This window comes from Streptomyces sp. GB4-14, from assembly GCF_022696125.1.
Classification (GTDB): domain Bacteria; phylum Actinomycetota; class Actinomycetes; order Streptomycetales; family Streptomycetaceae; genus Streptomyces; species Streptomyces werraensis.
Window position 1 is genome coordinate 2,446,136 of record NZ_RZHO01000002.1, and the last position, 25,887, is coordinate 2,472,022.

The window sequence follows — 25,887 nt, forward strand, 5'->3', positions numbered from 1 at the left end:
CACACCCGGCGCGGCGTCCCCTCCTCCGCTCAGACGCTCCCCAGCGACTCGAACCGCCACCGGTGCACCGCCCGCGTGACCAGCGTGCCCTCCGGCTCGGGGAGCTCGGGGAGGTCGGCGTCGAGGGGCGCGTTCCACCAGGTGATGACGAGGACGCGGTCCTGCGGGGCGCGGAAGACCTCGCGGCGCACCGGGCGGCGGGGCAGTTCGCGGGCCCGCTCCTCGGCCCAGGCCAGCAGGTCCGGGCCGCGGCCGGGGACCGCGCGGGCCTCCCACATCAGCGCGACGGTCATGTGTAGAGGTTCTCCCGGGCGGTCTCGTGGACGTGGTCGTGGGAGTGGGCGGCGCCCGGCACGTGCGGGTCGGTGACCGGGAGGGAGGAGTCCGCGGAGAGGTCCCAGTCGGAGGCCGCGCGGTTGCGGGCGACCATCTCCGCGCCGAGGGCGGCCACCATCGCGCCGTTGTCCGTGCACAGCTTGGGGCGCGGCACCCGCAGCCGGATGCCGGCGGCCTCGCAGCGCTCCTGGGCGAGGGCGCGCAGCCGGGAGTTGGCGGCCACGCCGCCGCCGATCATCAGATGGTCGACGCCCTCGTCCTTGCAGGCCCGCACGGCCTTGCGGGTGAGCACGTCCACGACGGCCTCCTGGAAGGACGCCGACACGTCCCGCACCGGCACCTCCTCGCCTGCCGCCCGCTTGGCCTCGATCCAGCGCGCCACGGCCGTCTTCAGCCCGGAGAAGGAGAAGTCGTACGCCGGGTCGCGGGGGCCGGTCAGGCCGCGCGGGAAGGCGATCGCCGCCGGGTCGCCCTCGCGGGCGTACCGGTCGATGACGGGGCCGCCGGGGAAGCCGAGGTTCAGCACCCGGGCGATCTTGTCGAAGGCCTCGCCCGCCGCGTCGTCGATGGTGGCGCCGAGCGGCCGCACGTCGGAGGTGATGTCGGCGGACAGCAGCAGCGAGGAGTGGCCGCCGGAGACCAGCAGCGCCATCGTCGGCTCGGGCAGCGGCCCGTGCTCCAGCTGGTCGACGCAGATGTGGGAGGCGAGGTGGTTGACGCCGTACAGCGGCTTGCCGAGGGCGTAGGCGTACGCCTTCGCCGCCGAGACGCCGACCAGCAGCGCGCCGGCGAGGCCCGGACCGGCGGTGACGGCGATGCCGTCGAGGTCCCGGGCGCTCACCCCGGCCTCCTTCAGCGCCCGCTCGATGGTGGGGACCATCGCCTCGAGGTGGGCGCGGCTCGCCACCTCGGGGACGACGCCGCCGAAGCGGGCGTGCTCGTCGACGCTGGAGGCGACGGCGTCCGCGAGCAGGGTCGTGCCGCGGACGATGCCGACGCCGGTCTCGTCGCAGGAGGTCTCGATCCCCAGTACCAGGGGTTCGTCAGCCATGGATCTCGGTTCCTTGTACGCCGTTCACGGGGTGGCCCGGGGTCACGGAGGCGGACGGGTCGGTCAAGCGCATGACCAGCGCGTCCACGTTGCCCGGCTGGTAGTAGCCGCGCCTGACTCCGATGACCTCGAAGCCGAAGCGCTCGTAGAGCTTCTGGGCGCGGACGTTGTCGACGCGGCACTCGAGCATGACCTCGGCGCACTCGAACGCCGTGGCCGCGCGCAGCAGCTCGGTCAGCAGCCGCGAGCCGAGCCCGGTGCCCCAGTGGTCCCGGGTGACCGCGATGGTCTGGACGTCGGCCGCGGGGGTGGCGCCGTCGTCGCCCTCCGCGCCGGAGGTGGTGAGGCCGGCGTAGCCGACGATCCGGCCGCCCTCCTCGGCGACGACGTAGCGCCGGGTCGCCCCCGGCCCGCGGGCGTGGGCCAGCTCGGACCAGAACATGCCGCGCGACCACGCGTCCTCGGGAAAGAGGTCGCGCTCCAGCTCCAGCACGGGGTCGATGTCCCACCAGCGCATCTCACGCAGGACGACCGTCTCGGTTCCCGTCACTTGGGGGTGACCACCTTGTAGTTCTTGGGGACCTGGGCATCGGGCCGCCGCAGGTACAGCGGCCGGGGCGCGGGCAGCTCCTCGCCCGCCGCCAGCCGCTCCGCGGCCAGCCGGGCCAGGGCGGCGGCGCTGACGTGCTCCGGCTCGTGCGCCTTGGGGAAGGTGTCCGGGTACAGCAGCGCGCCGGCGCCCACCGCGGGCAGCCCCGCGACCTGGCCGGCGATGTCGGCGGGCCGGTCCACGGCCGGATCGGTGAGGCGGGTGCGGGAGTCGGCGTACCGCGCCCAGTAGACCTCCTTGCGCCGGGCGTCGGTCGCCACGACGAAGGGGCCCTCCAGGTCGGCGGCGTAGGCCAGGCCGTCGAGCGTGCACACACCGTGCACGGGCACGCCGAGGGCGAGCCCGAAGGTGTCGGCGGTCATCAGGCCGACCCTGAGGCCGGTGTAGGGGCCGGGGCCGGTGCCGGCCACGATCCCGGTGACGGCGTCGAGCCGCAGTCCGGCCTCGGCGAGCACCCGGTCGACGGCCGGGAGCAGCAGTTCACCGTGGCGCCGGGCGTCCACCTGGCTCGACGAGGCGATGACGTCGTCGCCGTCGTGCAGCGCGACGGTGACGGCGGGGGTGGCGGTATCCAGAGCGAGCAAGAGCACGCAAACAGCCTACGGCTCCCGCGCCCCGGCCACGGCCGCACGGGCCGGACGGTCACGGACTGCTACGGTCGCGTCACATCCGTACAGCGTGGGGCAAAGCAGGACAGGGGTGACGGCGATGGCGGGGACCAGTTCGATGATCGTGGCGGGGCTGACCGCGGCGGCCCTCGCGACGGTCGGCTACCTCGGCCACCGGGCGGCGGAGACGGTCCCCCCGGACCTGCGCCGGCAGGCGTCCGGCAACCCGGCGCCCGCGCCGAAGGCGCCCCGCGGCCACCACGCGGCAGCCCTGCCGCCCCGCTCGGGTCTGGGACAGCGGGTCGTGTACTCGCTGGGCCGCGACCGGGTGTGGCTGGTGGACACCGGCGACAAGGTGCGCCGCACGTTCGGCGTGAGCCCCAGCACGGTCGACCCGGCTCCGGGCGCCTACCGGGTGACGTCCCGCTCGGGCAGGGTCACCGGCTCGGACGGCGTCCCGGTCGAACACGTGGTGCGCTTCGCGAGCGTGGACGGCACGGTGATCGGGTTCAGCGCGGCGGTCGACGGCTCGGCGCCCGTCCTCGACCCGACGGAACGCACGGGCGGGATCCGGGAATCGCGGGCGGACGGCGCGGCGATGTGGAGGTTCGCGACGATCGGCCGCGCGGTCGTCGTGGTGCCCTAGGGACCCTCACGCGGCCTCGCGCCGGCCCCGCACCGCCTTCTCCTGCCGCGGCGGCTCGGGCGCGGGCGGCGGGGTGGAGACGGCTGCGGCCGCGGCACAGGCGGCGAGCAGGTCGCGCATGGGCACCGGTCGCGGCGTGGACTCACGCCTGCTCGGGACGGCCGGCATGGACGCCTCCTGGACATCGGGGGCGGGACGCGGTTAGGTAACCCTAACCGCGAGCTGGATACCATGTGACCACGCGGGACGCCGCGGACGCAACACCTTGCCGACACCTTGTCGGAACGCTCAGGCGGACAGCGGCCCCAGCGCGGCCCCGGCCCAGCGGGCGCCCATCCCGCGCACGGTCACGTGCCGCACCTCGTCGGTGGTGTCGCCGACCGCCCGGTGGATGACGACGTGCAGCCGGTCCTCGGTCAGCTCCTCGACCTTGCCCTCGCCCCACTCGACGACGACCACCGACTCCGGCAGCGAGACGTCGAGGTCGAGGTCCTCCATCTCGTCGAGCCCGCCGGACAGCCGGTAGGCGTCGACGTGCACCAGCGGCGGTCCGTCGACCAGCGGGGGATGCACCCGGGCGATGACGAACGTCGGCGAGGTCACCGCGCCCCGCACTCCGAGCCCTTCGCCGAGCCCGCGCGTCAGGGTCGTCTTGCCGGCCCCCAGCTCACCGGAGAGCAGCACGAGGTCGCCCGCGCGCAGCAGCTTGGCGAGACGCCGGCCGAGGTCGCGCATCTGCTCGGGGGAGGTGACGGTCAGTTCAGCGGTGCTGTGCGGTGCTGCTGCTTCCATAGCCACCCACGGTAGCCCCTGCGGGCACCGCGCCCGCACGGACGAGCAGGTCGGCGAGGCGGTCGGTCACCTGCTCGGGATGCTCCAGCATCACCAGGTGCCCGGCGTCGGGCACGAGCACCAGCTCGGCCCCGGGCAGCAGATCCGCGATGGCCTCACTGTGCTCACTCGGGGTCACGAGATCCCCCACGCCCGCCAGCACCAGCACCGGCAGCTCACCGAAATGCGCCAGCGCCTCGGCCTTGTCATGTCCGTCGAACGCGGGATAGTACTCGGCGACCACGTCGATGGGCGTCGACTCGATCATCCGCTCGGCGAACCGCGCCACGGCCGGATCGACGTCACTCGACGCGAACGAATACCGCTTGATGACCCCGGCGAACAGATCAGCGGTGGCCCGCCGCCCCTTCTCCACCAGCTCGGCCCGCTGACCCAGCGCCTTGAGCACCCCGGGCAGCACCCGCCGCACGGCGTTGACCCCGGCGACCGGCAGACCGAAGTTGACCTCCCCCAGCCCGCCCGACGACGTCCCCACCAGAGCGACACCGACACACCGCTCACGGATCAGCTCGGGGAACTGGTCGGCGAGCGCCATCACGGTCATCCCGCCCATGGAATGCCCGACGAGCACCAGCGGCCCCTCAGGAGCAGCGGCGTCGACGACGGCCTTCAGATCACGCCCCAGCTGCTCGATACTGACGGGCTCCCCCCGCTCCACCTGGGCGGCGCCGCGCGCCGAGCGCCCGTGACTGCGCTGGTCCCAGTGCACGGTCCGCACCACGCCGCGCAAGGCGGCCCGCTGGAAATGCCAGGAGTCCTGATTGAGGCAGTACCCGTGGCTGAACACGACGGTCACGGGCGCGGGCGCCCGCCGCCCGAACAACCGCCGCCGCCTGCCGCTCTCCGCCTCGGCCTCGACCTCGTCGACCTCGTAGTACAGCTCGGTCCCGTCATCGGCGTACGCCTTGCCGGGTGTCCCCCGCAGGGACCCGTACGGCCCCGCCGAGTCGAGGACCAGCCGGGCCTTGCGGCGTATGCCCCGGCCGACGGTCATCCGCTCTATGGCCACGCCGGCGGCGGCGCCGGTGGCCAGCACGCCTATCGCGAGGCCCGCGACACCGGTCGCCCGGCGCCACCCCCCGGCGGACGCGGCCGTCACGGCCTGCGCACTGCTCTCGCTCACGTACCGCTCCCCTTCCCCGGACCCCACGCAGGGCGCTTACCCGCTCTGTTCCCCGTTCACATACACACGCGGAACACGGCTGCCGATCCGGGTGACGATCTCGTACGCGATGGTTCCGGAGGCCTGCGCCCAGTCCTCCGCGGTGGGCTCACCACGGTCCCCGGGCCCGAACAGCACGGCCTCGGCGCCGGGCCCGGGCTCGTCGCCCCCCAGGTCCACCACGAACTGGTCCATGGCGACCCGCCCGGCGACGGTCCGCCACTTCCCCTCCACCAGCACAGGCCCGGCACCGGAGGCATGCCGCGGAATGCCGTCGGCGTACCCGAGGGGCACGAGCCCCAAGGTGGTGGCCCCCGCGGTCACGTAGTGATGCCCGTAGCTGACCCCGTGCCCGCCCGGCACGTTCTTCACCAGCGCCAGCGACGCCGTGAGGGTCATCGCGGGCCGCAGCCCCAGCTCCGCCGGCGTGCCGATCTCGGGGCTGGGCGAGACGCCGTACATTGCGATGCCGGGCCGCACCAGGTCGAAGTGGCTCTCCGGCAGCGTCAAGGTCGCGGGCGAGTTGGCCATGTGCCGCACCTCGGGTTCCACGCCCTGCGCCTCGGCGTACGCCACCATCTCCCGGAAGGTGAGCAGCTGGGCGGCGATCGACGGATGCCCCGGCTCGTCGGCGCAGGCGAAGTGCGACCACAGCCCGGTGACCTTCAGCAGCCCCTCGGCCTCCGCACGCAGCGCGCCGGCGACCAGCTCGGCCCAGTCCGCGGGCTGGCACCCGCCCCGCCCGAGCCCGGTGTCCGCCTTCAGCTGCACGCGCGCGGGCCGGCCGGCCGACCTCGCGGCCGCGACGACCTCGTCCAGCGCCCACAACCCGCTCACCGAGACGTCGACGTCGGCCTCGACGGCCTCCCGCCAGGGCCCTCCGGGCGTCCACAGCCAGCACATGACCCGGACGTCGTCCGGCACACCCGACCCCGGCGCCCTCAGCGCGAGCGCTTCCTGCGGGGTGGCGGTGCCCAGCCAGGTCGCACCGGCCTCCACGGCCGCGCGGGCGCAGGGGGCCGCGCCGTGCCCGTATCCGTCGGCCTTGACGACGGCCATCAGGGCGGCGCGGGGGGCGCGCTCACGGAGGGTGCGTACGTTGGCCCGCACGGCGGCCAGATCGATCACAGCGCGGGCGCGGACCTGCGCGCCGTGCGGGTCAGCTGTCTCTTTCATCCCGGACAGTCTCTCAGAGGGCACGTGCGGTGCCCTCGCACCGGGGTGGCGCGCAGTGCGTTGCACCTGACGTCGGGGCAGGTCACGTGGAGGGTGGATGCACACGTGCTGTGCGGGTACCACCGCGACCGCCCTCGCCCATCACCCATCGCCCTGGGGGAATGCCCACAGTCGGCAACCCTGGCGGGGGGGGCGTCCGCCCCGGTGTCGACGTAGCCGCGTACGGCGGGAAGGGGACGGGGTGGGGGCGGTCGCCCGCAGCGGCCGGCGCGTCCGCACCCTGAACCTCTTGAGACGCACTCTCGCGCCGGCCCGAGGACGACCGCCCCCACCCCGGCCCCGCACCACCCACCCACCGCAGGCGCCACGCCCACCCCCACCGCACCGCACAGCACCCCCGCGCCGCAGGCAAGACACCCGGCCTCACCCCCTCACCCCCTCACCCCCTCACCACACTCCGCCAAGCCTCCGAAATCCGCCCCGCCACATCCTCCGCACTCACCGGCGCCCCCTCCGCCGCGAACCGCCCCGCCAACCCGTGCAGATACGCCGCCACACTCCCCGCGTCCACCGCCGACAGCCCCGCCGCCAGCAGCGACCCCCCGAGTCCCGACAGCACGTCCCCGCTCCCCGCCGTGGCCAGCCACGGCGTCCCCGTCGGGTTGACCCGGACCGCACCCCCACCCCCCGCCTCCGCCACCAACGTCGTCGACCCCTTCAGCAGCACCGCCGCCCCGTACCGCGCCGCCAGCTCCCGTACAGCCGTCAGCCTCCCCGACTCCACTTCCTCCCGCTCGACCCCCAGCAACGCGGCCGCCTCCCCGGCATGCGGAGTCATCAACGTAGGCACCCCCCTCAAGCCCCTCCCCCGCACCGCGCCCACCTCCGCCAACCGCAACCCGTCCGCATCGATCAGCACCGGCACATCCGCCGCCAGCACCTCCCCCACCGTCGCCGCGTCGTCCCCCGCCCCCGGCCCGACGACCCACGCCTGCACCCGCCCCGCCCGCGCCGGCCCCCGCTCGGACACCAGCGTCTCTGGATACCGGGCCAGAACCGCACCGCCCGCCGGCCCCACGTACCGCACAGCCCCGGCGCCGCCCCGCAAAGCCCCGCCCACGGCCAGCACAGCCGCCCCCGGATAGCGCGCGGACCCGGCCGCGACCCCGACAACCCCCCGCCGGTACTTGTCGCTCTCCGCCCCCGGCACCGGCAGCAACCGCGCCACATCCGCATGCTGCAGCGCCTCGGCCTCTCCCGGCCCGGGCATGGACAGCCCGATGTCGACGAACCGCACCACCCCCGCGTACTCCCGGGCCGGATCGATCAGCAACCCCGGCTTGTACGCCCCGAACGTCACCGTGACGTCCGCCCGTACAGCGGCTCCCCGCACCTCCCCGGTACCGGCGTCGACCCCACTCGGCAGATCGACGGCGACCACAACCCCTCGCCCCCGCCGAGCCGCCTCCGCGAACGGCACGGCCTCCTCCCTCAGCCCGCCCTTCCCCCCGATCCCCACGATCCCGTCCACGACGAGATCGGCCCGCTCGACGGAAGCCACCGCCCCCGCGTCCCCCGCCTCCACCACAGAACCCCCCGCCCGCCGCAACGCGGCCAGCCCACCCGCGTGAGCCCGCCCGGGCGCCAGCAACACGGCCCGCACCCCGGCCCCCCGCCGAGCGAGCCGCGCGCCGGCGTACAGCGCGTCACCCCCGTTGTCCCCGCTCCCCACCAGCAGCACCACCCGGCTGCCGTACACCCGTCCCAGCACGTCCGCGCACGCCGCGGCGAGTCCGGCAGCGGCGCGCTGCATCAGCGCCCCCTCCGGCAACCGCGCCATCAGTTCCCGCTCCGCCGCCCTGACCGTCTCCACGCTGTAAGCAGTCCGCATGCCTCCGAGTTTCCCGCACCCCCCACCCCCTCACCCCTCCCCTCACCCCTCTCCTCGCCGTCCCCTTGACTCCTCCCGCCACCGTTGCCACACTCCCGCCCCCCACTCGGATGAATCGATTCACTCGAACCGGTTCGACAACCGCCGACCGACAACCGCAAGGACACCCCCATGCGACGCAGAGCCGCGTTACTCGCCTCAGCGGCGACCACCGCCCTCCTCACGGCCCTGGCCACCCTCACCGCCACCCCCACCCACGCTCGAACCCCCGCCCACGCCTCCGCCCCCGCCCGAGCGGCAGCCTGCGGCGACGGCGCCTACCACGCCGAAGCCGTGCGGAACGGCTCCACCTGGACCGCCCGCCGGGGCGGCAGCACGGTGTACACGGGCACCGACATGCGCGCCGCCGTCCAGGCGGCGATCGGCGCCCTCACGGCGAACCGCACCAGCAAGGAACGCGTGGTGGTCCGCGGCTCCGGTTCCGTCTCGGCCGGCTCCCGCATCTCGCTCCCCAGCTACACGGTCCTGGACGTCTGCGGCACGATCGACGTCACCGGCACCGGCTCGGGCGACCAGGCGCCGGTCTACTCACGCGGCACCCACGACATCGAGGTGCAGCACCTCAACGTCACCGGCGCCCCCCTCTACGGCATCTTCCTGCGCAACGTGCAGAACGTGGTCCTGGGCCAGATCGACATGCGCCTCTCCCGCGGCCTCGGCGTCCGCATCGACAACCGCGGCGACACCAGCCAGTGGACGCGCAACGTCCGGATCGACGACGTGTACGTGTCCGGCGCGTCGAGCCACGCCGTGGAGACGTACGGCGTGGACGGCCTGACCGTCGGCACGGTGACCGCCCGCAACGTGGGCGAGTCCGGTCTCCTCCTCAACCAGACCGTCAACGCGACGGTGACGAAGGTGGACGCGGAGAACGCCGGCACGGGCACCGGCTACGCGGCGTTCCGCATGGCCAACCGCAACGGCCGGATCGGCAGCGGCTACGCGACGAACATCCGCGTCGGCGAGGTGATCGCGCGCGGCGGCGGACGCGGCGTGTTCTGCGTCTCGGAGAGCGGCGGGGCGACGATCGACCGGATCACGCTCTCGAACACCGGGAACAACGCGATCCTGATCGAGAACTGCTACAACGTGAACCTCGCGGCGCAGAGCGGCACGGTCACCGGCGGCGGCGAGATCCGTCTGGCGGCCCGTTCGGAGTTCCCGAACAACAGGGACATCACGGTCCAGAACCTCACGGTGACGAACTCGTCGATCCGCGAGAGCCCCTGCGGCGAGAACATCACGTTCCGCAACAACCGCCTGGTGAACAGCACACAGTCGGTCTGCTAGGCGCCCGCACGAAAGAGCGGGGTGCGGCGCCCGCAGGCACCGCACCCCGCTCCACCCGTTCCCGCAGCCAGAGGCGACCAGCACCTCAGTTGGTGCTGAGCATCCCCGCCCGCAGCCGCTTGAGGGTCCGCGACAGCAGTCGCGACACGTGCATCTGGGAGCATCCCAGCCGCTCGCCGATCTCCGCCTGGGTCAGCTCCTCCACGAACCGCCAGTGGACGATCTTCCGCTCGCGCTCGTCCAGCTCGGCGATCATCGGGGCGAGGGCGTGGAAGTCCTCGACCAGCTCCAGCGCGGCGTCCTCGGCGCCGATGAAGTCGGCGAGGACGGATTCGCCGTCCGGCTCGCTGCCGATGGCGGCGTCGAGGGAGGCGGAGTTGTAGCCGTTGGCGGCCAGCCGGGCCTCGTTGACCTCGGCCTCGGTGAGGCTCATCAGCGTGGCGAGCTCGGCGGTCGTGGGCGTGCGGCCCAGCCGGCTGCGCAGTTCCTCGGTGGCGCGGGCGAGCTGCACCCGGGCCTCCTGGAGCCGGCGCGGCACGTGCACGGACCACGAGGTGTCACGGAAGAAGCGCTTGATCTCGCCGACGATGTAGGGGATCGCGAAGGAGGTGAACTCGACCTCGCGGGACAGCTCGAACCGGTCGATGGCCTTGATCAGACCGATCATGCCGACCTGGACGATGTCCTCCATCTCCTCCGGGCCGCGGCTGCGGAACCGGCCGGCCGCGTAGCGGACCAGCGACATGTTCATCTCGATCAGCGTGTTGCGCGCGTACTGGTACTCGTGAGTACCTTCCTCCAGCTCCGTCAGCCGCCGGAAGAACTGCCGGGACAGTTCACGCGCGTCCTGCGGCGCGACCTGGCCGGGATTCGCGACCTCCGGCAGCTCGGTCACGCTCTGCGCCTGGTCCGTCCGTGCCATTGTCGACGTCACAGTAAAGCCCTCCCTCATAGATGCCCCCGCTCCGATACCGGCTCCCTGCCTGTACCCCCACTTCCGCGATACACGCACCTTCATCGACGAATTTTTCTCAGAAGGCGTACGAGGGCGAGAACGACGGTCACGACGGCGGCGACGAGAAGGAGCGCATCACCCCAGACGGGAAGCTCGACCGCCACCCCGGGCCATGCGGAGACCACGACGACTCACCCCTCCGCGACGACGACCGCCGAGGCCACCCCGGCGTCGTGGCTGAGCGAGACGTGCCAGGAGCGCACGCCGAGTTCCGCCGCGCGGGCGGCGACGGTCCCCTTGACCCGCAGCCGCGGCTGCCCGCTGTCCTCGCACCACACCTCGGCGTCGGTCCAGTACAGCCCCGCGGGCGCCCCGAGCGCCTTGGCCAGGGCCTCCTTGGCGGCGAACCGCGCCGCCAGGGAGGCGATGCCGCGCCGCTCCCCGCTGGGCAGCAGCAGCTCGCTCTCCACGAAGAGCCGCCGCGCCAGTCCGGGCGTGCGTTCCAGCGACGCGGCGAACCGCTCGATCTCGGCGACGTCGATCCCGACTCCGATGATGCTCATGCGGGCACCCTAAATCCGCAGGACCTCCGGCCCCCTACTCCACGGTCACGGACTTGGCGAGGTTCCGCGGCTGGTCCACCTCGTTGCCGCGGGCGGTGGCCAGCTCGCAGGCGAACACCTGCAGCGGCACGGTCGCGACCAGCGGCTGGAGCAGCGTCGGCGTGACCGGGACGCGGATCAGATGGTCGGCGTACGGGACGACCGCGTCGTCGCCCTCCTCCGCGACCACGATGGTCCGGGCACCGCGCGCGCGGATCTCCTGGATGTTGGACACGATCTTGTCGTGCAGGACGGACCGCCCACGCGGCGACGGCACCACCACGACCACGGGCACATCGTCCTCGATCAACGCGATGGGGCCGTGCTTCAGCTCCCCCGCCGCGAAGCCCTCCGCGTGCATGTACGCGAGCTCCTTCAGCTTCAGCGCGCCCTCCAGCGCCACCGGATAACCGACGTGCCGCCCCAGGAAGAGAACCGTGTTCTTCTCCGCCAACGAGCGGGCGAGCTCCCGCACAGGCTCCATGGTGTCCAGCACCCGCTCGACCGCCCCGGAGATGGACGCGAGGTCACGCACCACCGCGCGGATCTCGTCGGCGTACTTGGTGCCGCGCACCTGCCCCAGATACAGGGCGACCAGGTAACACGCGACCAGCTGCGTCAGGAATGCCTTCGTCGACGCGACCGCGACCTCGGGACCGGCATGCGTGTAGAGAACGGCGTCCGACTCCCGCGGGATGGTCGACCCGTTGGTGTTGCAGATGGCCAGCACCTTGGCGCCCTGCTCCCGCGCGTGCCGCAGCGCCATCAGCGTGTCCATGGTCTCGCCGGACTGGGAGATGGCGACGACGAGCGTCTGCTGGTCCAGGATCGGGTCGCGGTAGCGGAACTCGCTCGCCAGCTCCACCTCGCACGGCACGCGCGTCCAGTGCTCGATGGCGTACTTCGCGATGAGCCCGGCATGGAAGGCCGTGCCGCAGGCGACGATGACGACCTTGTCGACCTCACGCAGCACGTTCGCCGGGATCCGCACCTCGTCCAGCGTCAGCGAACCCGACCCGTCGATGCGGCCCAGCAGGGTGTCGGCGACCGCCTTCGGCTGCTCGGCGATCTCCTTGAGCATGAAGTAGTCGTAGCCGCCCTTCTCGGCGGCGGAGGCGTCCCAGTCGACGTGGTACTCGCGGACGTCGGCCGGCGCCCCGTCGAAGTCGGTCACCGTCACCGCGTCCCGGCGCAGCTCGACCACCTGGTCCTGGCCCAGCTCGATCGCCTCGCGGGTGTGCGCGATGAACGCGGCGACATCCGAGGCGAGGAACGACTCACCCTCCCCGACGCCCACGACCAGCGGCGAGTTGCGGCGGGCGCCGACGACCACGTCGGGCTCGTCGGCGTGCACGGCGACGAGGGTGAACGCGCCCTCCAGCCGCCGGCACACCAGCCGCATCGCCTCGGCGAGGTCGGCGCAGGCCGAGTACTCCTCGGCGAGCAGATGGGCGACGACCTCGGTGTCGGTCTCGGACGCCAGTTCGTGCCCGCGCCCGGTCAACTCCTCGCGCAGGGCGGCGAAGTTCTCGATGATGCCGTTGTGGACGACGGCGACCCGGCCCGCGTTGTCCATGTGCGGATGGGCGTTGGCGTCGGTCGGCCCGCCGTGCGTGGCCCACCGGGTGTGCCCGATCGCGGTCGTCCCGGCCGGCAGGGGCCGCTCACCCAGCTCCTTCTCCAGGTTGACCAGCTTCCCGGCCCTCTTCGCCGTGGCCAGGCCGCCGTCGGCCTGCACGGCGACGCCCGCCGAGTCGTAGCCCCGGTACTCCAGTCGCTTCAGTCCGGCCGTCACGACGTCAAGCGCCGACTGCGGCCCTACGTAACCCACGATTCCGCACATGACGGGCAGCCTACGGTCCGTCAGCCGCCGGAAACGGCCTCCGCGTGCCCGAAATCGGAAATTCCCACCGGTGCACGAGGCGCCGGTGGGAGGGGTTCCGCATCAGCCGAGCTTGGCGACCTGCGCGGCGACGACGTCGGCAGGGACGTCGAAGTCCTTGCCGGTGGCCATGGACGCGAGGTTCACGGCGCTGAAGGTGACCACGGTGGAGCCCTTGCGCACCAGAACGATCTTGGCGGGCGCCTCGACGCCCTCGTCCGCGGCGACGGTCAGCGTGACAGCGGCGCCCTCGTCGCCGCCCTCGGGCGCGTCGCCCGTGGCCGCCTTCACCACGTCCAGCGGCTCGCCGACGACGGTGGCCTTGAACCCGCCCGCGCACTTCTCGGCCGCCGCGAGGACACCCTTCACGGCCTGCTCGGCGCCGCCGCCCTCGTAGGAGGCGAGATTGATCAGCACCTTCTCCATGTTCAGCGCGGCCAGGAGGGCGTCCTCCGGCTTCGAGTCCGCGGACGGCTTCACCGGGGCGCTCGTGAAGGACCGCTTCACGGTCGCGGCCGGTTCACCCTGCGCCACACCGGCCTGGGCGTGCGCCAGCGGCAGACAGGCGGCGTCCTCGCTCTTCACCTGGTCCGCGGCGATGTCGTCCGTCGCGGGGAGCTTGGTGACGACCTTGCCGCCCTTGACGTCCGGCTGCGCGAGGGCGGCCTTCTCCAGCTCGGCGGCGGTGAGCGTCTTCGCCGGCGCTGCGGCGGAGGTGCTGGGCGCGGCCTTGCCCTTGCCCTCGTCGGCCTTGTCCTGGTCGTCGCCGGAGCCGCCGCAGGCGGTGACGAGCAGGGCAAGCGCGGCGGCGGAGGCGGCGAGCGCGGTACGACGGACGGAACTGGTTCTCACGGAGAAACTCTTTCTGGAAGGTGCGGAGGGATGATCCGCATCACGTGCGCGCACTGTAGACACAGCCGCTCCACAGTTGATCATCAGGGTCCCCACAAATTCGTGGCGTGACACAGCCCACCTGTCGCCGCGTTCGAACTCCGTTAACAATGGACTGTGATCTCTCCGGTCTCCTCGATGCCCCGGAGCGCCCACCGGCAGCGGCCGGAGGCGACTCCCTACGTCGACCTCACCCGTTCCGAGTGGAGCGCGCTGCGCGACAAGACGCCGCTGCCGCTGACGGCGGAGGAGGTGGAGCAGCTGCGCGGCCTCGGCGACGTCATCGATCTCGACGAGGTACGGGACATCTATCTGCCGCTGTCCCGGCTGCTCAACCTCTACGTCGGCGCCACCGACGGGCTGCGCGGAGCGCTCAACACCTTTCTCGGCGAGAAGGGCTCCCAGTCGGGCACGCCCTTCGTCATAGGGGTCGCCGGCTCCGTCGCCGTGGGCAAGTCGACGGTGGCGCGCCTTCTGCAGGCCCTGCTCTCCCGCTGGCCCGAGCACCCCCGCGTGGAACTCGTCACGACGGACGGCTTCCTGCTGCCCACGCGGGAGCTCCAGGCGCGCGGCCTGATGTCGCGGAAAGGTTTCCCCGAGTCCTACGACCGCCGGGCGCTGACGCGCTTCGTGGCCGACATCAAGGCCGGCAAGTCAGAAGTGACCGCCCCCGTCTACTCCCACTTGATCTACGACATCGTCCCGGGCGAGAAGCTCACGGTGCGGCGACCGGACATTCTGATCGTGGAGGGCCTCAACGTCCTTCAGCCCGCACTCCCCGGCAAGGACGGCCGCACCCGGGTCGGCCTCGCCGACTACTTCGACTTCAGCGTGTACGTCGATGCGCGTGCGGAAGACATCGAGCAGTGGTACCTGAAGCGCTTCCGCAAGCTGCGGCAGACGGCGTTCCAGGATCCGTCCTCGTACTTCCGGAAGTACACACAGGTGTCGGAGGAGGAGGCACTGGACTACGCCCGCACGATGTGGCGGACCATCAACAAGCCGAACCTCGTGGAGAACATCGCCCCTACGCGGGGCCGGGCCACCCTGGTCCTCCGCAAAGGCCCCGACCACAAGGTCCAGCGCCTGAGCCTCCGCAAGCTGTGAACCTCCCGGTCCACCCGCCACCGGCGGCTACCCTGCCGCCATGCTGCATCTGCGTCTGATCACACCCGCCGGGCGGACCGAGGAAGCGGTCCGCCTGATCGAGGGGACGAGAGGGACCACGCATCTGTGCGTGCTGACGGGTGCCGCCCGCGACCCCGCCGGGGACGTCGTGCTGTGCGACGTGGCCCGGGAGGCCGCCGACGACCTGCTGAGCGGCTTGCAGCGGCTGGGGCTGGACACCACCGGGTCCATCGCCGTGGAGAACGTCGACCTGTCGCTGTCGGAGCGCGCGGACCGTGCCGAGAAGGAGGCGCCGGGGGAGGGTGCGGACGCGGTGCTGTGGGAGCACCTCACCGAGGCCACCCACGAGGAGTCGACCCTCTCGGTCACCTATCTCTCGTTCCTCACCCTGGCGACCATGATCGCGGCCTGCGGTGTGGTGCTGGACAACGCGGTCCTGATCGTGGGGGCGATGGCGGTGGGCCCGGAGTTCGGCCCGCTGGCCGGCATCTCCACGGCGACGGTGCAGCGCCGTCCGCGTCTCGCGATGAGGTCGCTGATCGCCCTGCTGGTGGGCTTCGCGGTGGCGATGGCGCTGACGGTGGGGTTCAGCCTGTTCATGGACGCGGTGGGGCTGTTCAGCAAGGAGCAGCTGGAGGGGGAACGGCCGCAGACCGGCTTCGTGTACGCCCCCGACTGGTTCTCCTTCGTGGTGGCGGTGCTGGCCGGGACGGCGGGCACGCTGTCGCTCACGTCCGCGAAGTCCGGAGCCCTGGTGGGAGTCGCCATCTCGGTGACGACGGTGCCGGCCGCGGCGAACGCGGCGGTGGCCCTGAGCTACGGGGACACCGTCCAGACGTGGGGTTCCACCGAGCAGCTGCTGCTCAACCTGTTCGGGATCACGCTGGCGGGAACACTGACGCTGCTCGCACAGAAGCGGCTGTGGCGGAAGCAGCACGCGCGGCTGCGAAGGCGCGCGGCCGCCTGAGACCGTGCTGGCCCGCCGCGGCGGGGAGGGGACGGGGTGGGGGTGGGCGCCCGCAGCGGCCGGCGCGCCGACGCCGTTCACCCGTCAAGACGCGCCTCGCGCCGGACCGAGGACGACCACCCCCACCGCGGCCCCGCACCACCACCCACCGTGGGCGCTCCATGAACCCCCACCGGGCAGACCCCTGCGCCGCAGGCGTCACACCTCAACCCCACCGGGCAGACCCCTGCGCCGCTGGCGTCACACCTCAACCCCACCGGGCAGACCCCTGCGCCGCAGGCCCACGGTCTCAGCCCAGCGCGGACTTCACCGCATCCGCGAGCCGCCCCGCCACCGACCGGGCCTGGTCGATGTCGGCCGCCTCGACCATGACCCGCACCAGCGGCTCGGTGCCCGAGGGACGCAGCAGCACGCGCCCGGTCTCTCCCAGCTCACGCTCGGCCTCGCCCACGGCCGTCGCCAGTTCCGCGGACGTCTTCACCCGCGACTTGTCCACGTCAGGCACGTTGATCAGGACCTGCGGCAACCGCTCCATCACCGACGCCAGCTCCCGCAGCGGCCGCCCCGTCTGAGCGACCCGCGCCGCCAGCAGCAGCCCCGTGAGCGTCCCGTCCCCCGTCGTGGCGTGGTCGAGGATGATCACGTGCCCGGACTGCTCGCCGCCCAGGGCGAACCCGTGCTGCTTCATCTCCTCCAGCACGTACCGGTCTCCCACCGCCGTCTGGACGAGCCGGATCCCCTCCCGCTCCATGGCGAGCTTGAACCCGAGGTTCGACATCACCGTGGCGACCACCGTCTCGGACCGCAACGCGGACCGCTCCCGCATGGCGAGTGCCAGCACGGCGAGGATCTGGTCCCCGTCGACCTCCTCACCCGTGTGGTCGACGGCAAGACACCGGTCGGCGTCCCCGTCGTGCGCGATCCCCAGCGCGGCCCCGTGCTCGACGACAGCGGCCTTCAGCTGCGCAAGGTGCGTGGAGCCGCACCCGTCGTTGATGTTCAGCCCGTCCGGCTCAGCACCGATGGTGACAACCTCGGCCCCGGCCCGCCGGAACGCCTCGGGCGACACCTGCGACGCCGCCCCGTGCGCCTCGTCCAGCACGATCTTCAGTCCGTCGAGCCGGTTCGGCAGCACACCCACGAGGTGGGCGACATACGTGTCGAAGCCCTCCTCGTAGTCCCGCACGCGCCCGACCCCGGCTCCGGTGGGCCGGTCCCACGGCGCACCGGTCCGGTGCTCCTCGTAGACCGCCTCGATCCGGTCCTCCAGCTCGTCGGCGAGCTTGTGCCCGCCGCGTGCGAAGAACTTGATCCCGTTGTCGGGCATGGCGTTGTGGCTGGCGGAGAGCATCACGCCGAGGTCGGCGCCGAGCGCACCGGTGAGGTGGGCGACGGCCGGCGTCGGCAGCACGCCGACCCGCAGGACGTCCACGCCCGCGCTGGCGAGCCCGGCGACCACGGCGGCCTCCAGGAACTCCCCGGACGCGCGCGGGTCACGCCCGACCACGGCGGTGGGCCGGTGCCCTTCGAACGTGCCCGCCTCGGCCAGTACGTGCGCGGCGGCGACGGACAGGCCGAGCGCCATCTCCGCCGTGAGATCCGCGTTGGCGACACCGCGCACGCCGTCCGTGCCGAAGAGTCGTCCCACTTGTCCTCCTGAGGATGCGTCAGTATCGGCAGCCCTCCAGGGCCCCGCCACCAAGGTCCCGCCGAGGCGTTGGACCGGCCCGTACGGCCGACGGCTGTGCCACTGACAAAGCTGAGCTTCTGCTGTTCGTCGATGCTTCTGATGTTCGACGGTCTCGGAACGTCCGCGGCCCCACGCCGCATGAACGCGCACCACGGCTTCACCGGGCGCACACCACGACGTCACCGCCCGACCATCCGATCACATTAGCGTTTGAGCGCCTTGTGCCGTTATACGCCCACGCCAGTGAATAAACGAACGCCCCGGCAGCACGATGGCGTGCCGCCGGGGCGTTCGGAGTACGCGCGAGCGCCCTGCGATTAGCGCTTGCTGTACTGCGGAGCCTTGCGGGCCTTCTTCAGACCGGCCTTCTTCCGCTCGACCGCACGGTCGTCGCGGCGCAGGAAGCCGGCCTTCTTCAGCGGACCGCGGTTGTTGTCGACGTCCGCCTCGTTCAGCGCACGGGCGACACCGAGACGGAGCGCACCGGCCTGACCGGAGACACCGCCACCCGCGATGCGGGCGACGACGTCGTAGCGGCCCTCGAGCTCGAGCACCTTGAAGGGCTCGTTCACTTCCTGCTGGTGCACCTTGTTCGGGAAGTAGTCCTCGAGGGTGCGACCGTTGATCTTCCACTTGCCGGTGCCCGGGACGATCCGGACGCGGGCGATGGCGTTCTTGCGACGGCCCAGGCCGGCGGCCGGCTGGGGCTCACCGAAGCGGGACGCCATGGACTCCGAGGTGTACTCGCCCTCGACGGGGGCCTCGGACTCGGTGGTGTAGCTGTCGATGTCAAGCTCTTCGAGCGGCTGCTCGGCAGTGGTCTCGGCCACGATTCTCCTCAGATTCTCTTCGGTCTTAGGGGGTGGCCGGACTTACTGCGCGACCTGGGTGATCTCGAACGGCACCGGCTGCTGAGCAGCGTGCGGGTGCTGGTCGCCCGAGTAGACCTTCAGCTTCGAGAGCATCTGACGGCCCAGGGTGTTCTTGGGGAGCATGCCCTTGACGGCCTTCTCGATGGCCTTCTCGGGGTTCTTGGCAAGCAGCTCGTCGTAGCGGACGGAGCGCAGACCGCCCGGGTAGCCCGAGTGGCGGTACGCCATCTTCTGGGTCCGCTTGTTGCCGGAGAGGTGCACCTTGTCGGCGTTGATGATGATGACGAAGTCACCGGTGTCGACGTGGGGCGCGTAGATCGGCTTGTGCTTGCCACGCAGGATGGAGGCGGCAGTGGAGGCCAGACGGCCCAGGACGACGTCCTGAGCGTCGATGACGTGCCACTGGCGCGTCACATCGCCGGGCTTGGGGCTGTACGTACGCACGGTTCGTAGCCTTCGCTTCTTCAGTGAATGGTCCTGACAAGGTCACCGAAGACGATCACGACAGCCCTGACCGCACAGCGGTGACGCAAACCGCGTGCTGGTCGCTGGTCATCGGCCCGGTGGACCGGTGTAAGGGCCCCTCACGTGAGAATGAGTAAGCCACTACACACAACAGAGACGCAGAATACCCGTGCTCGGCCGGACGGGTCAAAACGAGCCCGCCGCCCGTGGGCACGCCCCATTTTACGGCCGTACGGCACCCCCCGTGGCCGCACGCCACTCCTCCGCCGCCCGACCAGCCCCTTTCTCCTCCCGGGCGTCCCGCGCCCCCCGGACGGCGTGGTACGCCACCGTCCCCGCCAGCACGCACAGCGTGACCGCGTCCCGGAACGCCCGCCGCTTCCCCGACTCCAGCCACGGCCAGGTCACCCCCGGCAGCTGCGGCACCAGCGCCAGCCAGAACCACGGCCGCCGGGTCACCGACCCCGCGTACGGCAGCCCCGCGAGCAGCAGCGGCAGCACGACGAGCAGGTAGTGGTTGTAGGAGGGCCGCGACACCAGGAACGCGGACAGCATCAGCCCGGCGGACGTCTCCGCGAGCCGCAGCGGCTCGGGCCCCGGCCCCCGCCACCGCCGGCCGGCGCACACCACCCCGACCGCGGCGGCCGCCACCGCCAGGGCCTGGGCCAGGGCCTGCGGCACCCCCAGCCGGGGCAGCACCGCCGCCGGACCCGCCTCGTAGAGCCGGAGGAAGGCGTCGTCGGCGGTGAAGAGGAAAGGAAGGGTCCGGGTGAGGAAGCCGGTGGGGTCGGGCAGGAAGAAGGCGGCCACCACCGAGGAGACCGCCGGCACCAGCACCACCGGCGCGAGCGCCCCCCACCTTCGGGCGAAGAGGAACAGCAGCGCCATCGGCGCGAGCAGCGGCTTCAGCGCCACCGCCACCCCGATCACCGCCCCCGCCGCGACCCACCGCCCGCGGCTCGCGAGCAACAGGCACAGCGGCAGCGCCAGCACGGCCGTCACCGTCCAGTTGCCCAGCCGCACCAGCTGCGCGAACGGCGCGAAGGCGGCCGCCAGCCCGAACAGCCCGAGGACGGCGAGCCTGCTGCGCAGCGGCACCCGGTGCAGCAGCAGCGCACACACCCAGCCCGCCACGAGCGCGAGGACGACCAGGACCGGCACCAGGACGTCGAGCAGGGACCGCGGCAGCAGCGCCTGCGGGGCGGCCGCGACGACCGCGCTCGGGAAATAGAGGAAGTGTGCGTCGTCGTACGGCGATCCGCCGTCCAGCCAGGTGCGCGCCGCGTCCACGACGATGCCGTTGTCCATGCCTCCGTCCGAGGTCACCAGCACCGTATGGGTCGTCAGGGCGGCCAGCACCGCCACGAGTCCGGCCCACCAGCCGATGCCCGCGGGGCGCACCAACCACCCGGAGATGTCGCTTTTGCCCGTCACCATGGACGCAACGCTAGGGCCTCGGAGGCCCGTTGAGGCGGACCAGCACACCCCTTGCCCCGTCTAAGATGCGCCCCATGAGCTTTGGGCAGGGGGGGTCCTCGCAGCAGTGGGATCCCTGGAAACCGAATTCGCAGCAGCCGTGGAACGGCGGCAGCGCCGGCGGGTCACCCGACTGGGCGGCGCTCGCCGACGCGTCCGAGGCGCGCGCCAAGCGGCGCCGGCTGCTGTTCATAGGCGGCGGCGCACTCGCCGCCGTGGCGATAGGCACCGCGGTGGCGGTCGCCGTCGTGTCGGCGGGCGGCTCCAACCAGGCCTCCCCGGGCGCCGAGTCCCAGCTGCCCGGCATCTCCGACCTGCCGAGCGCCACGGGCACGGTGCCGTCGTTCGAGCCGACGAGCGCTCCGCCCCCGCTGGACCCGAAGGACTTCGTCGCCAGCGACCAGAAGGACAAGGCGCCGCTGAGCCCCGACATCCTGTTCCCGGGCACGCAGCTGACCATGGGCGACACGGTCTACAAGAAGGGCCCGACGGCGGACACGAGGAACTGCGCGTCCGCGGCGAAGGCCACGCTCCCCAAGGTCCTCACCGACAACAGGTGCACGCGGCTGATCCGTGTCACCTACAGCCGGGACGGCGTGGCGGTGACGGTCGGCGTGGCGGTCTTCGCGACCGAGGCGCAGGCGACGAAGGCCAAGCAGCAGGCGGACGAGAAGAGCATCGTCAAGTCGCTGTCCGGCGGCGGGGTGAAGGACTTCTGCGTCGGCGCGGTCTGCCGCTCCACCACCAACGCCTACGGCCGCTACGCCTACTTCACGCTGTCCGGCTTCACCAGCGGCAAGGACGTGACGGAGAAGGACAAGGCCGTCTTCAAGACCGGTGACGACCTCCAGGAGTTCACGTACCGTCAGATCCGCCGCAGGGGCGAGGCCCAGGCGTCGGCGGCGGCGGCCGGCTGACCCCGCCGCCCGGAGCGGGTCAGCAGCAGCCGGCCGTCGGGAGCGTCCGCTTGTTGCGTGCCTCGACGCTGCGGGCCGCCAGGAGCTCGTCGGCCGGGTAGCCGACCTCCTCCAGGGTCAGACCGTGCGGGCGTACGACATGGACCGCCGAGTCCCGTACGCCTGCCGCCAGGACCTTCGCGGGCCAGTCCGGCGTGCGGTGTCCGTCGCCGACGAACAGCAGCGCGCCGATCAGCGAGCGCACCATGTTGTGGCAGAAGGCGTCGGCCCGCACGGTGGCCGTGATGATCCCGTCGTCGCCGCGCACCAGGCTCAGCTCCTGGAGGGTGCGGATGGTCGTCGCGCCCTCGCGCCGCTTGCAGTAGGCGGCGAAGTCGTGCTCGCCGAGCAGTCCGCGGGCGGCCTCGTTCATGGCGTCCACGTCGAGCGGCCAGTCGTGCCACAGCACATGGTTGCGGAGCAGCGGGTCGACGCCGCCGGGGTTGTCGGTGACGCGGTAGGCGTAGCGCCGCCAGATCGCCGAGAAGCGGGCGTCGAAGCCCGTCGGCGCCTCCCTCAGCGCCCACACCCGCACATCCTTCGGCAGCCGCCCGGCGAGCCGCTTCAGCAGCTTCGGCCGGTGCTCGGCCCACACCTCGCGCGGCAGGTCCACGTGGGCGACCTGACCTCGCGCGTGCACACCGGCGTCGGTCCGCCCGGCCACGGTCAGCTCGTACGTCGTCGCGGACCGCGTCACGGTCCGCAGCGCGTCCTCGATCTCCCCCTGCACGGTCCGCCGTCCCCCGGCCTGCCTGGCCCACCCGGAGAACTCGGTCCCGTCGTAGGAAAGATCCAGCCGAACCCGCACCACACCACTCACCCGGACATCTCCCTTCCACAACGAAGCGGGCCCGCTCCTTCGAAAGAAGCGGGCCCACCGGTACGCCCCGAAGGGGCGCGGGGAACTGCGCGACCAGCCACGACGCAAGCCGCGGCCAAGGCGATCACCCAGTCCCCGCAAAAACGCTTACGCGTCCTTCGACTCCTCGGCCGCAGCCTCGTCGTCGCCCTTGGTCGTGTCGACCTTGGTCTCCACGGCCTCGGCCTCGGCGTCCTTCGCGGACCGCTTGGTCGCTGCCTCGGCCTCGCCGACCGCGGCCTGCTGCACCGTCAGCGCCTCGACCAGCTCGATGACGGCCATGGGCGCGTTGTCGCCACGACGGTTACCGATCTTGGTGATGCGGGTGTAGCCACCGGGACGGTTCTCGTACCGCGGGCCGATCTCGGTGAAGAGCGTGTGGACGATGCTCTTGTCCGTGATCACCTGGAGCACCTGACGGCGGTTGTGAAGGTCGCCCTTCTTCGCCTTGGTGACCAGACGCTCGGCGTAGGGACGCAGCTTGCGCGCCTTCGCCTCGGTGGTGGTGATGCGGCCGTGCTCGAAAAGCGCCTTCGCGAGGTTCGCGAGCATGAGCTTCTCGTGCGCGGCGCTGCCGCCCAGACGGGCACCCTTGGTGGGCCTCGGCATAGTGACTCTCCTGTGTGTCTGCCCCGGCCGTATCAGGTACCGGAGTCAGTATCCGAGCAGGCGGTCGCCTGTCGGAGATCCGGGCCGCCTTCGCAGACGTCCCGGAGGACCCGCGCCCCCGAAGGGGCGCGGGGAACCGCGCGGCCGGCCGGAACGGGCCGGCCGTCAGCAGCGGACCGCAGGTCCCGAGCTCAGTACTGCTCGGTCTCCACGAAACCCGCGTCCGCGTCGTCGTCCGCCCCGAAGGCGTCCGCGGCAGCGGTGGGGTCGAACCCGGGAGGCGAGTCCTTGAGCGCGAGGCCCATGCCGGCCAGCTTGGCCTTGACCTCGTCGATGGACTTCGCACCGAAGTTCCGGATGTCGAGCAGGTCCGCCTCGGACCGCGCGACGAGCTCACCCACGGAGTGGATGCCCTCACGCTTGAGGCAGTTGTACGACCGGACCGTGAGCTCCAGCTCCTCGATCGGCAGCGCCAGGTCGGCGGCGAGGGCGGCGTCCGTCGGGGACGGACCCATGTCGATGCCCTCGGCGTCGATGTTCAGCTCGCGGGCGAGACCGAACAGCTCGACCAGGGTCTTGCCGGCGGAGGCCATGGCGTCACGCGGACGCATCGCCTGCTTGGTCTCGACATCGACGATGAGCTTGTCGAAGTCGGTGCGCTGCTCGACTCGGGTCGCCTCGACCTTGTAGGTGACCTTCAGCACGGGGCTGTAGATCGAGTCGACCGGGATCCGGCCGATCTCCTGGCCGACCTGCTTGTTCTGCACGGCGGAGACGTAGCCGCGACCGCGCTCGACGGTCAGCTCCATCTCCAGCTTGCCCTTGCCGTTGAGCGTGGCGAGGACGAGGTCCGGGTTGTGCACCTCGACACCGGCCGGGGGCGCGATGTCGGCGGCGGTGACCAGACCCGGGCCCTGCTTGCGCAGGTACATCACGACCGGCTCGTCGTGCTCCGAGGAGACGACCAGCTGCTTGATGTTGAGGATCAGGTCGGTGACGTCCTCCTTGACGCCCGGCACGGTGGTGAACTCGTGCAGGACGCCGTCGATGCGGATGCTGGTGACAGCGGCACCGGGGATCGACGACAGGAGGGTGCGGCGGAGGGAGTTGCCGAGGGTGTAGCCGAAGCCCGGCTCCAGCGGCTCGATCACGAACCGGGACCGGAATTCGTCGACGACCTCTTCGGTCAACGAGGGACGCTGAGCGATCAGCATGAGTGGATCAGATCCTTCTTTCGTGGACGCCCGCTATTTGACGTCCGACGGAAACCGCACCCGGTGACAAGTGCGGGTACTGCAAGGGTACGGGCGATACGGCGCTTGCGAGCCGTACCGCCCGGAACCGGAACCGACCGACCGGCCGGCCGCTGCGTCAGACGCGGCGGCGCTTCGGCGGGCGGCAGCCGTTGTGCGGGGTCGGGGTGACGTCCTGGATGGAGCCGACCTCGAGGCCCGTGGCCTGCAGGGAGCGGATGGCGGTCTCACGACCGGAACCCGGGCCCTTGACGAACACGTCGACCTTGCGCATGCCGTGCTCCTGGGCGCGGCGGGCGGCCGACTCGGCGGCCATCTGCGCGGCGAACGGCGTGGACTTCCGGGAACCCTTGAAGCCGACGTGGCCGGCGGAGGCCCAGGAGATCACGTTGCCGGACGGGTCCGTGATCGAGACGATCGTGTTGTTGAACGTGCTCTTGATGTGCGCGTGGCCGTGAGCGACGTTCTTCTTTTCCTTGCGGCGCACCTTCTTGGCAGCGCCCTGACGACCCTTGGGGGGCATCTGTACTCCTACGGGAGGTGGTCGGTCCTACAGCGAAGACCGCTGGACGGCGAAGTCCGCTGAGGACTACTTCTTGCCCGGCTTCTTCTTGCCGGCGATGGCGCGACGCGGGCCCTTGCGGGTACGCGCGTTGGTGCTGGTGCGCTGACCGCGGACGGGCAGACCGCGACGGTGACGCAGACCCTGGTAGGTGCCGATCTCGACCTTGCGGCGGATGTCGGCCTGGATCTCGCGACGGAGGTCACCCTCGGTCTTGATGTTGTTGTCGACGTACTCGCGGATCGCGACCAGCTGCTCTTCGGTCAGGTCGCGGACGCGGGTGTTCGGGTCGACGCCGGTCGCGGCCAGCGTCTGCTGCGAAAGGGTCCGGCCGATGCCGAACACGTAGGTGAGGGCGATCTCCACGCGCTTGTCGCGCGGGATGTCAACACCGGAAACGCGTGCCATTCAATGGCTCCAGTTGGTTGTCGGAGGTCTTCCACAGAACCGGCTCCCCGCCCGCCGTACCAGGTACGGGCCGGGTCCCCGGCCTCCGAGCCGGGGGTGTCGAGCCGTGCGGCTCGGGTCCTGCGTATGAACGTGTGTTGCTCGCGTCGCGCGAAGTCTGCGGGAGGCGCAGAGGGTGGATCAGTGCTGCGGTCAGCCCTGGCGCTGCTTGTGGCGCGGGTTGTCGCAGATGACCATGACCCGACCGTGACGGCGGATCACCCTGCACTTGTCGCAGATCTTCTTGACGCTCGGCTTGACCTTCATGGGTGTGAGGTTCTCCGGGTCAGTGCCATCACCCCGGCGGGCCGGGGAGCGGGCAAGATCTACTTGTACCGGTAGACGATCCGGCCACGCGTGAGGTCGTACGGAGACAGCTCCACCACGACCCGGTCGTCAGGGAGGATGCGGATGTAGTGCATGCGCATCTTGCCGCTGATGTGTGCCAGGACCTGGTGGCCGTTCTGGAGCTCGACCCTGAACATGGCGTTCGGCAGAGACTCGACGACAGTGCCCTCGATCTCGATGGCACCTTGCTTCTTGGCCACGCTTCGCCCTTCGAATCGACTACCTTGATCGACTCTTCAGTGC

General features: G+C 71.7%; 29 protein-coding genes. 5 read left to right on the forward strand and 24 right to left on the reverse strand.

Annotation, left to right across the window (positions count from 1 at the left end; genetic code table 11):
• Positions 1-29: 29 nt before the first annotated feature.
• From ELQ39_RS12155 to tsaB, 4 genes are read right to left on the reverse strand one after another with little or no spacing between them, the layout of a single operon-like run.
• Positions 30-293 carry a hypothetical protein gene (locus ELQ39_RS12155; protein ID WP_190004929.1) on the reverse strand — a complete coding sequence of 88 codons (264 nt, stop codon included), beginning with the start codon at positions 291-293 and terminating at the stop codon, positions 30-32.
• Entirely contained in the window at positions 290-1,387 is a 1,098-nt protein-coding gene (gene tsaD, locus ELQ39_RS12160; RefSeq protein ID WP_093767478.1) for a tRNA (adenosine(37)-N6)-threonylcarbamoyltransferase complex transferase subunit TsaD, read from the reverse strand. Before tsaD ends, ELQ39_RS12155 begins: the two co-directional genes overlap by 4 nt.
• The gene (rimI, locus tag ELQ39_RS12165) at positions 1,380-1,937 is read right to left on the reverse strand and encodes a ribosomal protein S18-alanine N-acetyltransferase (RefSeq protein WP_337663004.1); all 558 of its coding nucleotides are present in this window, start codon (positions 1,935-1,937) and stop codon (positions 1,380-1,382) included. The genes tsaD and rimI overlap by 8 nt, the downstream gene beginning before the upstream one ends.
• Positions 1,934-2,587 (reverse strand): tRNA (adenosine(37)-N6)-threonylcarbamoyltransferase complex dimerization subunit type 1 TsaB, encoded by a 654-nt coding sequence (gene tsaB / locus ELQ39_RS12170; protein WP_190004932.1) that lies wholly within the window; start codon positions 2,585-2,587, stop codon positions 1,934-1,936. Before tsaB ends, rimI begins: the two co-directional genes overlap by 4 nt.
• Positions 2,588-2,705: 118 nt before the next feature.
• Here tsaB and ELQ39_RS12175 point away from each other — a divergent pair, with 118 nt between their 5' ends.
• The gene (locus ELQ39_RS12175) at positions 2,706-3,251 is read left to right on the forward strand and encodes a hypothetical protein (RefSeq protein WP_190004933.1); all 546 of its coding nucleotides are present in this window, start codon (positions 2,706-2,708) and stop codon (positions 3,249-3,251) included.
• A gap of 6 nt (positions 3,252-3,257) precedes the next feature.
• Here ELQ39_RS12175 and ELQ39_RS12180 read toward each other — a convergent pair whose 3' ends face one another.
• The 5 genes from ELQ39_RS12180 to ELQ39_RS12200 form a co-directional block, all read right to left on the reverse strand.
• Positions 3,258-3,419, reverse strand: coding sequence for a hypothetical protein (locus ELQ39_RS12180; protein ID WP_242591900.1), 162 nt, complete (start codon positions 3,417-3,419; stop codon positions 3,258-3,260).
• A gap of 120 nt (positions 3,420-3,539) precedes the next feature.
• The gene (tsaE, locus tag ELQ39_RS12185) at positions 3,540-4,043 is read right to left on the reverse strand and encodes a tRNA (adenosine(37)-N6)-threonylcarbamoyltransferase complex ATPase subunit type 1 TsaE (RefSeq protein WP_190004935.1); all 504 of its coding nucleotides are present in this window, start codon (positions 4,041-4,043) and stop codon (positions 3,540-3,542) included.
• Positions 4,012-5,226, reverse strand: coding sequence for an alpha/beta fold hydrolase (locus tag ELQ39_RS12190; RefSeq protein ID WP_225642088.1), 1,215 nt, complete (start codon positions 5,224-5,226; stop codon positions 4,012-4,014). Before ELQ39_RS12190 ends, tsaE begins: the two co-directional genes overlap by 32 nt.
• Positions 5,227-5,262: 36 nt before the next feature.
• The gene (gene alr / locus ELQ39_RS12195; protein WP_225642089.1) at positions 5,263-6,441 is read right to left on the reverse strand and encodes an alanine racemase; all 1,179 of its coding nucleotides are present in this window, start codon (positions 6,439-6,441) and stop codon (positions 5,263-5,265) included.
• Positions 6,442-6,880: 439 nt separating this feature from the next.
• Positions 6,881-8,332: an NAD(P)H-hydrate dehydratase gene (locus ELQ39_RS12200; RefSeq protein WP_242591901.1), complete on the reverse strand. Its 1,452-nt coding sequence runs from the start codon at positions 8,330-8,332 to the stop codon at positions 6,881-6,883.
• 171 nt (positions 8,333-8,503) lie between these two features.
• Here ELQ39_RS12200 and ELQ39_RS12205 point away from each other — a divergent pair, with 171 nt between their 5' ends.
• Positions 8,504-9,682, forward strand: coding sequence for a hypothetical protein (locus tag ELQ39_RS12205; RefSeq protein WP_242591902.1), 1,179 nt, complete (start codon positions 8,504-8,506; stop codon positions 9,680-9,682).
• 85 nt (positions 9,683-9,767) lie between these two features.
• On the opposite strand, the gene ELQ39_RS12210 is transcribed toward ELQ39_RS12205, so the two are convergent.
• The 4 genes from ELQ39_RS12210 to ELQ39_RS12225 all read right to left on the reverse strand — a co-directional run bounded on the left by ELQ39_RS12210 (position 9,768) and on the right by ELQ39_RS12225 (position 13,973).
• Positions 9,768-10,604 (reverse strand): RNA polymerase sigma factor SigF, encoded by an 837-nt coding sequence (locus ELQ39_RS12210; protein ID WP_175448147.1) that lies wholly within the window; start codon positions 10,602-10,604, stop codon positions 9,768-9,770.
• 224 nt (positions 10,605-10,828) lie between these two features.
• The gene (locus tag ELQ39_RS12215) at positions 10,829-11,200 is read right to left on the reverse strand and encodes a holo-ACP synthase (protein ID WP_242591903.1); all 372 of its coding nucleotides are present in this window, start codon (positions 11,198-11,200) and stop codon (positions 10,829-10,831) included.
• Positions 11,201-11,234: 34 nt separating this feature from the next.
• Positions 11,235-13,082 (reverse strand): glutamine--fructose-6-phosphate transaminase (isomerizing), encoded by a 1,848-nt coding sequence (gene glmS, locus ELQ39_RS12220; RefSeq protein WP_225627246.1) that lies wholly within the window; start codon positions 13,080-13,082, stop codon positions 11,235-11,237.
• Positions 13,083-13,184: 102 nt separating this feature from the next.
• Positions 13,185-13,973 carry a hypothetical protein gene (locus ELQ39_RS12225; protein WP_190004942.1) on the reverse strand — a complete coding sequence of 263 codons (789 nt, stop codon included), beginning with the start codon at positions 13,971-13,973 and terminating at the stop codon, positions 13,185-13,187.
• 177 nt (positions 13,974-14,150) lie between these two features.
• Here ELQ39_RS12225 and coaA point away from each other — a divergent pair, with 177 nt between their 5' ends.
• Positions 14,151-15,119 (forward strand): type I pantothenate kinase, encoded by a 969-nt coding sequence (gene coaA / locus ELQ39_RS12230; RefSeq protein WP_242591904.1) that lies wholly within the window; start codon positions 14,151-14,153, stop codon positions 15,117-15,119.
• Between the two features lie 40 nt (positions 15,120-15,159).
• Positions 15,160-16,107 carry a DUF389 domain-containing protein gene (locus tag ELQ39_RS12235; protein WP_190004944.1) on the forward strand — a complete coding sequence of 316 codons (948 nt, stop codon included), beginning with the start codon at positions 15,160-15,162 and terminating at the stop codon, positions 16,105-16,107.
• A gap of 289 nt (positions 16,108-16,396) precedes the next feature.
• Here the strand turns inward: ELQ39_RS12235 and glmM are convergent, their stop codons facing one another.
• The 4 genes from glmM to ELQ39_RS12255 form a co-directional block, all read right to left on the reverse strand.
• Positions 16,397-17,755: a phosphoglucosamine mutase gene (gene glmM, locus ELQ39_RS12240; RefSeq protein WP_242591905.1), complete on the reverse strand. Its 1,359-nt coding sequence runs from the start codon at positions 17,753-17,755 to the stop codon at positions 16,397-16,399.
• A gap of 359 nt (positions 17,756-18,114) precedes the next feature.
• Positions 18,115-18,627 carry a 30S ribosomal protein S9 gene (rpsI, locus tag ELQ39_RS12245; protein WP_190004946.1) on the reverse strand — a complete coding sequence of 171 codons (513 nt, stop codon included), beginning with the start codon at positions 18,625-18,627 and terminating at the stop codon, positions 18,115-18,117.
• Positions 18,628-18,669: 42 nt separating this feature from the next.
• Complete coding sequence (gene rplM / locus ELQ39_RS12250; RefSeq protein ID WP_019526965.1) at positions 18,670-19,113, reverse strand: 50S ribosomal protein L13; 444 nt, start codon at positions 19,111-19,113, stop codon at positions 18,670-18,672.
• A gap of 243 nt (positions 19,114-19,356) precedes the next feature.
• Positions 19,357-20,571 (reverse strand): glycosyltransferase family 87 protein, encoded by a 1,215-nt coding sequence (locus tag ELQ39_RS12255; RefSeq protein WP_242591906.1) that lies wholly within the window; start codon positions 20,569-20,571, stop codon positions 19,357-19,359.
• A 74-nt stretch (positions 20,572-20,645) separates the two neighbouring features.
• On the opposite strand from ELQ39_RS12255, the gene ELQ39_RS12260 reads away from it, so the two are divergent.
• On the forward strand, positions 20,646-21,527 hold the full coding sequence (locus ELQ39_RS12260) for a hypothetical protein (protein WP_242591907.1): 882 nt from the start codon (positions 20,646-20,648) through the stop codon (positions 21,525-21,527).
• Between the two features lie 19 nt (positions 21,528-21,546).
• Here the strand turns inward: ELQ39_RS12260 and truA are convergent, their stop codons facing one another.
• The 7 genes from truA to infA all read right to left on the reverse strand — a co-directional run bounded on the left by truA (position 21,547) and on the right by infA (position 25,844).
• Entirely contained in the window at positions 21,547-22,386 is an 840-nt protein-coding gene (gene truA, locus ELQ39_RS12265) for a tRNA pseudouridine(38-40) synthase TruA (protein ID WP_443334336.1), read from the reverse strand.
• A gap of 147 nt (positions 22,387-22,533) precedes the next feature.
• A complete protein-coding gene (gene rplQ, locus ELQ39_RS12270) occupies positions 22,534-23,034 on the reverse strand; it encodes a 50S ribosomal protein L17 (RefSeq protein WP_190004949.1) in 501 nt (166 codons plus the stop codon).
• Between the two features lie 191 nt (positions 23,035-23,225).
• Positions 23,226-24,248, reverse strand: coding sequence for a DNA-directed RNA polymerase subunit alpha (locus tag ELQ39_RS12275; protein WP_003966937.1), 1,023 nt, complete (start codon positions 24,246-24,248; stop codon positions 23,226-23,228).
• A gap of 157 nt (positions 24,249-24,405) precedes the next feature.
• A complete protein-coding gene (gene rpsK, locus ELQ39_RS12280; RefSeq protein ID WP_003956432.1) occupies positions 24,406-24,810 on the reverse strand; it encodes a 30S ribosomal protein S11 in 405 nt (134 codons plus the stop codon).
• Positions 24,811-24,876: 66 nt separating this feature from the next.
• Positions 24,877-25,257 carry a 30S ribosomal protein S13 gene (rpsM, locus tag ELQ39_RS12285; protein WP_019526959.1) on the reverse strand — a complete coding sequence of 127 codons (381 nt, stop codon included), beginning with the start codon at positions 25,255-25,257 and terminating at the stop codon, positions 24,877-24,879.
• Between the two features lie 192 nt (positions 25,258-25,449).
• Positions 25,450-25,563, reverse strand: a complete 114-nt coding sequence (gene rpmJ, locus ELQ39_RS12290; protein WP_003974245.1) for a 50S ribosomal protein L36 — start codon at positions 25,561-25,563, stop codon at positions 25,450-25,452.
• A 59-nt stretch (positions 25,564-25,622) separates the two neighbouring features.
• Positions 25,623-25,844, reverse strand: coding sequence for a translation initiation factor IF-1 (gene infA, locus ELQ39_RS12295; RefSeq protein ID WP_004927214.1), 222 nt, complete (start codon positions 25,842-25,844; stop codon positions 25,623-25,625).
• Positions 25,845-25,887 lie beyond the last annotated feature (43 nt).

Bases quoted from the DNA above. Each gene is read 5' to 3' on its own strand.
- ELQ39_RS12155 (WP_190004929.1), bottom strand. From the start codon at position 293: ATGACCGTCGCGCTGATGTGGGAGGCCCGCGCGGTCCCCGGCCGCGGC.
- ELQ39_RS12275 (WP_003966937.1), bottom strand. From the start codon at position 24,248: ATGCTGATCGCTCAGCGTCCCTCGTTGACCGAAGAGGTCGTCGACGAA.
- rpsM (WP_019526959.1), bottom strand. From the start codon at position 25,257: ATGGCACGCGTTTCCGGTGTTGACATCCCGCGCGACAAGCGCGTGGAG.
- ELQ39_RS12260 (WP_242591907.1), top strand. From the start codon at position 20,646: ATGAGCTTTGGGCAGGGGGGGTCCTCGCAGCAGTGGGATCCCTGGAAA.
- ELQ39_RS12235 (WP_190004944.1), top strand. From the start codon at position 15,160: ATGCTGCATCTGCGTCTGATCACACCCGCCGGGCGGACCGAGGAAGCG.
- ELQ39_RS12205 (WP_242591902.1), top strand. From the start codon at position 8,504: ATGCGACGCAGAGCCGCGTTACTCGCCTCAGCGGCGACCACCGCCCTC.
- glmS (WP_225627246.1), bottom strand. From the start codon at position 13,082: ATGTGCGGAATCGTGGGTTACGTAGGGCCGCAGTCGGCGCTTGACGTC.
- ELQ39_RS12210 (WP_175448147.1), bottom strand. From the start codon at position 10,604: ATGGCACGGACGGACCAGGCGCAGAGCGTGACCGAGCTGCCGGAGGTC.
- ELQ39_RS12255 (WP_242591906.1), bottom strand. From the start codon at position 20,571: ATGGTGACGGGCAAAAGCGACATCTCCGGGTGGTTGGTGCGCCCCGCG.
- rpmJ (WP_003974245.1), bottom strand. From the start codon at position 25,563: ATGAAGGTCAAGCCGAGCGTCAAGAAGATCTGCGACAAGTGCAGGGTG.
- alr (WP_225642089.1), bottom strand. From the start codon at position 6,441: ATGAAAGAGACAGCTGACCCGCACGGCGCGCAGGTCCGCGCCCGCGCT.
- rpsK (WP_003956432.1), bottom strand. From the start codon at position 24,810: ATGCCCCCCAAGGGTCGTCAGGGCGCTGCCAAGAAGGTGCGCCGCAAG.
- rplQ (WP_190004949.1), bottom strand. From the start codon at position 23,034: ATGCCGAGGCCCACCAAGGGTGCCCGTCTGGGCGGCAGCGCCGCGCAC.
- ELQ39_RS12200 (WP_242591901.1), bottom strand. From the start codon at position 8,332: ATGCGGACTGCTTACAGCGTGGAGACGGTCAGGGCGGCGGAGCGGGAA.
- coaA (WP_242591904.1), top strand. From the start codon at position 14,151: ATGCCCCGGAGCGCCCACCGGCAGCGGCCGGAGGCGACTCCCTACGTC.
- ELQ39_RS12215 (WP_242591903.1), bottom strand. From the start codon at position 11,200: ATGAGCATCATCGGAGTCGGGATCGACGTCGCCGAGATCGAGCGGTTC.
- tsaE (WP_190004935.1), bottom strand. From the start codon at position 4,043: ATGGAAGCAGCAGCACCGCACAGCACCGCTGAACTGACCGTCACCTCC.
- tsaD (WP_093767478.1), bottom strand. From the start codon at position 1,387: ATGGCTGACGAACCCCTGGTACTGGGGATCGAGACCTCCTGCGACGAG.
- ELQ39_RS12175 (WP_190004933.1), top strand. From the start codon at position 2,706: ATGGCGGGGACCAGTTCGATGATCGTGGCGGGGCTGACCGCGGCGGCC.
- ELQ39_RS12180 (WP_242591900.1), bottom strand. From the start codon at position 3,419: ATGCCGGCCGTCCCGAGCAGGCGTGAGTCCACGCCGCGACCGGTGCCC.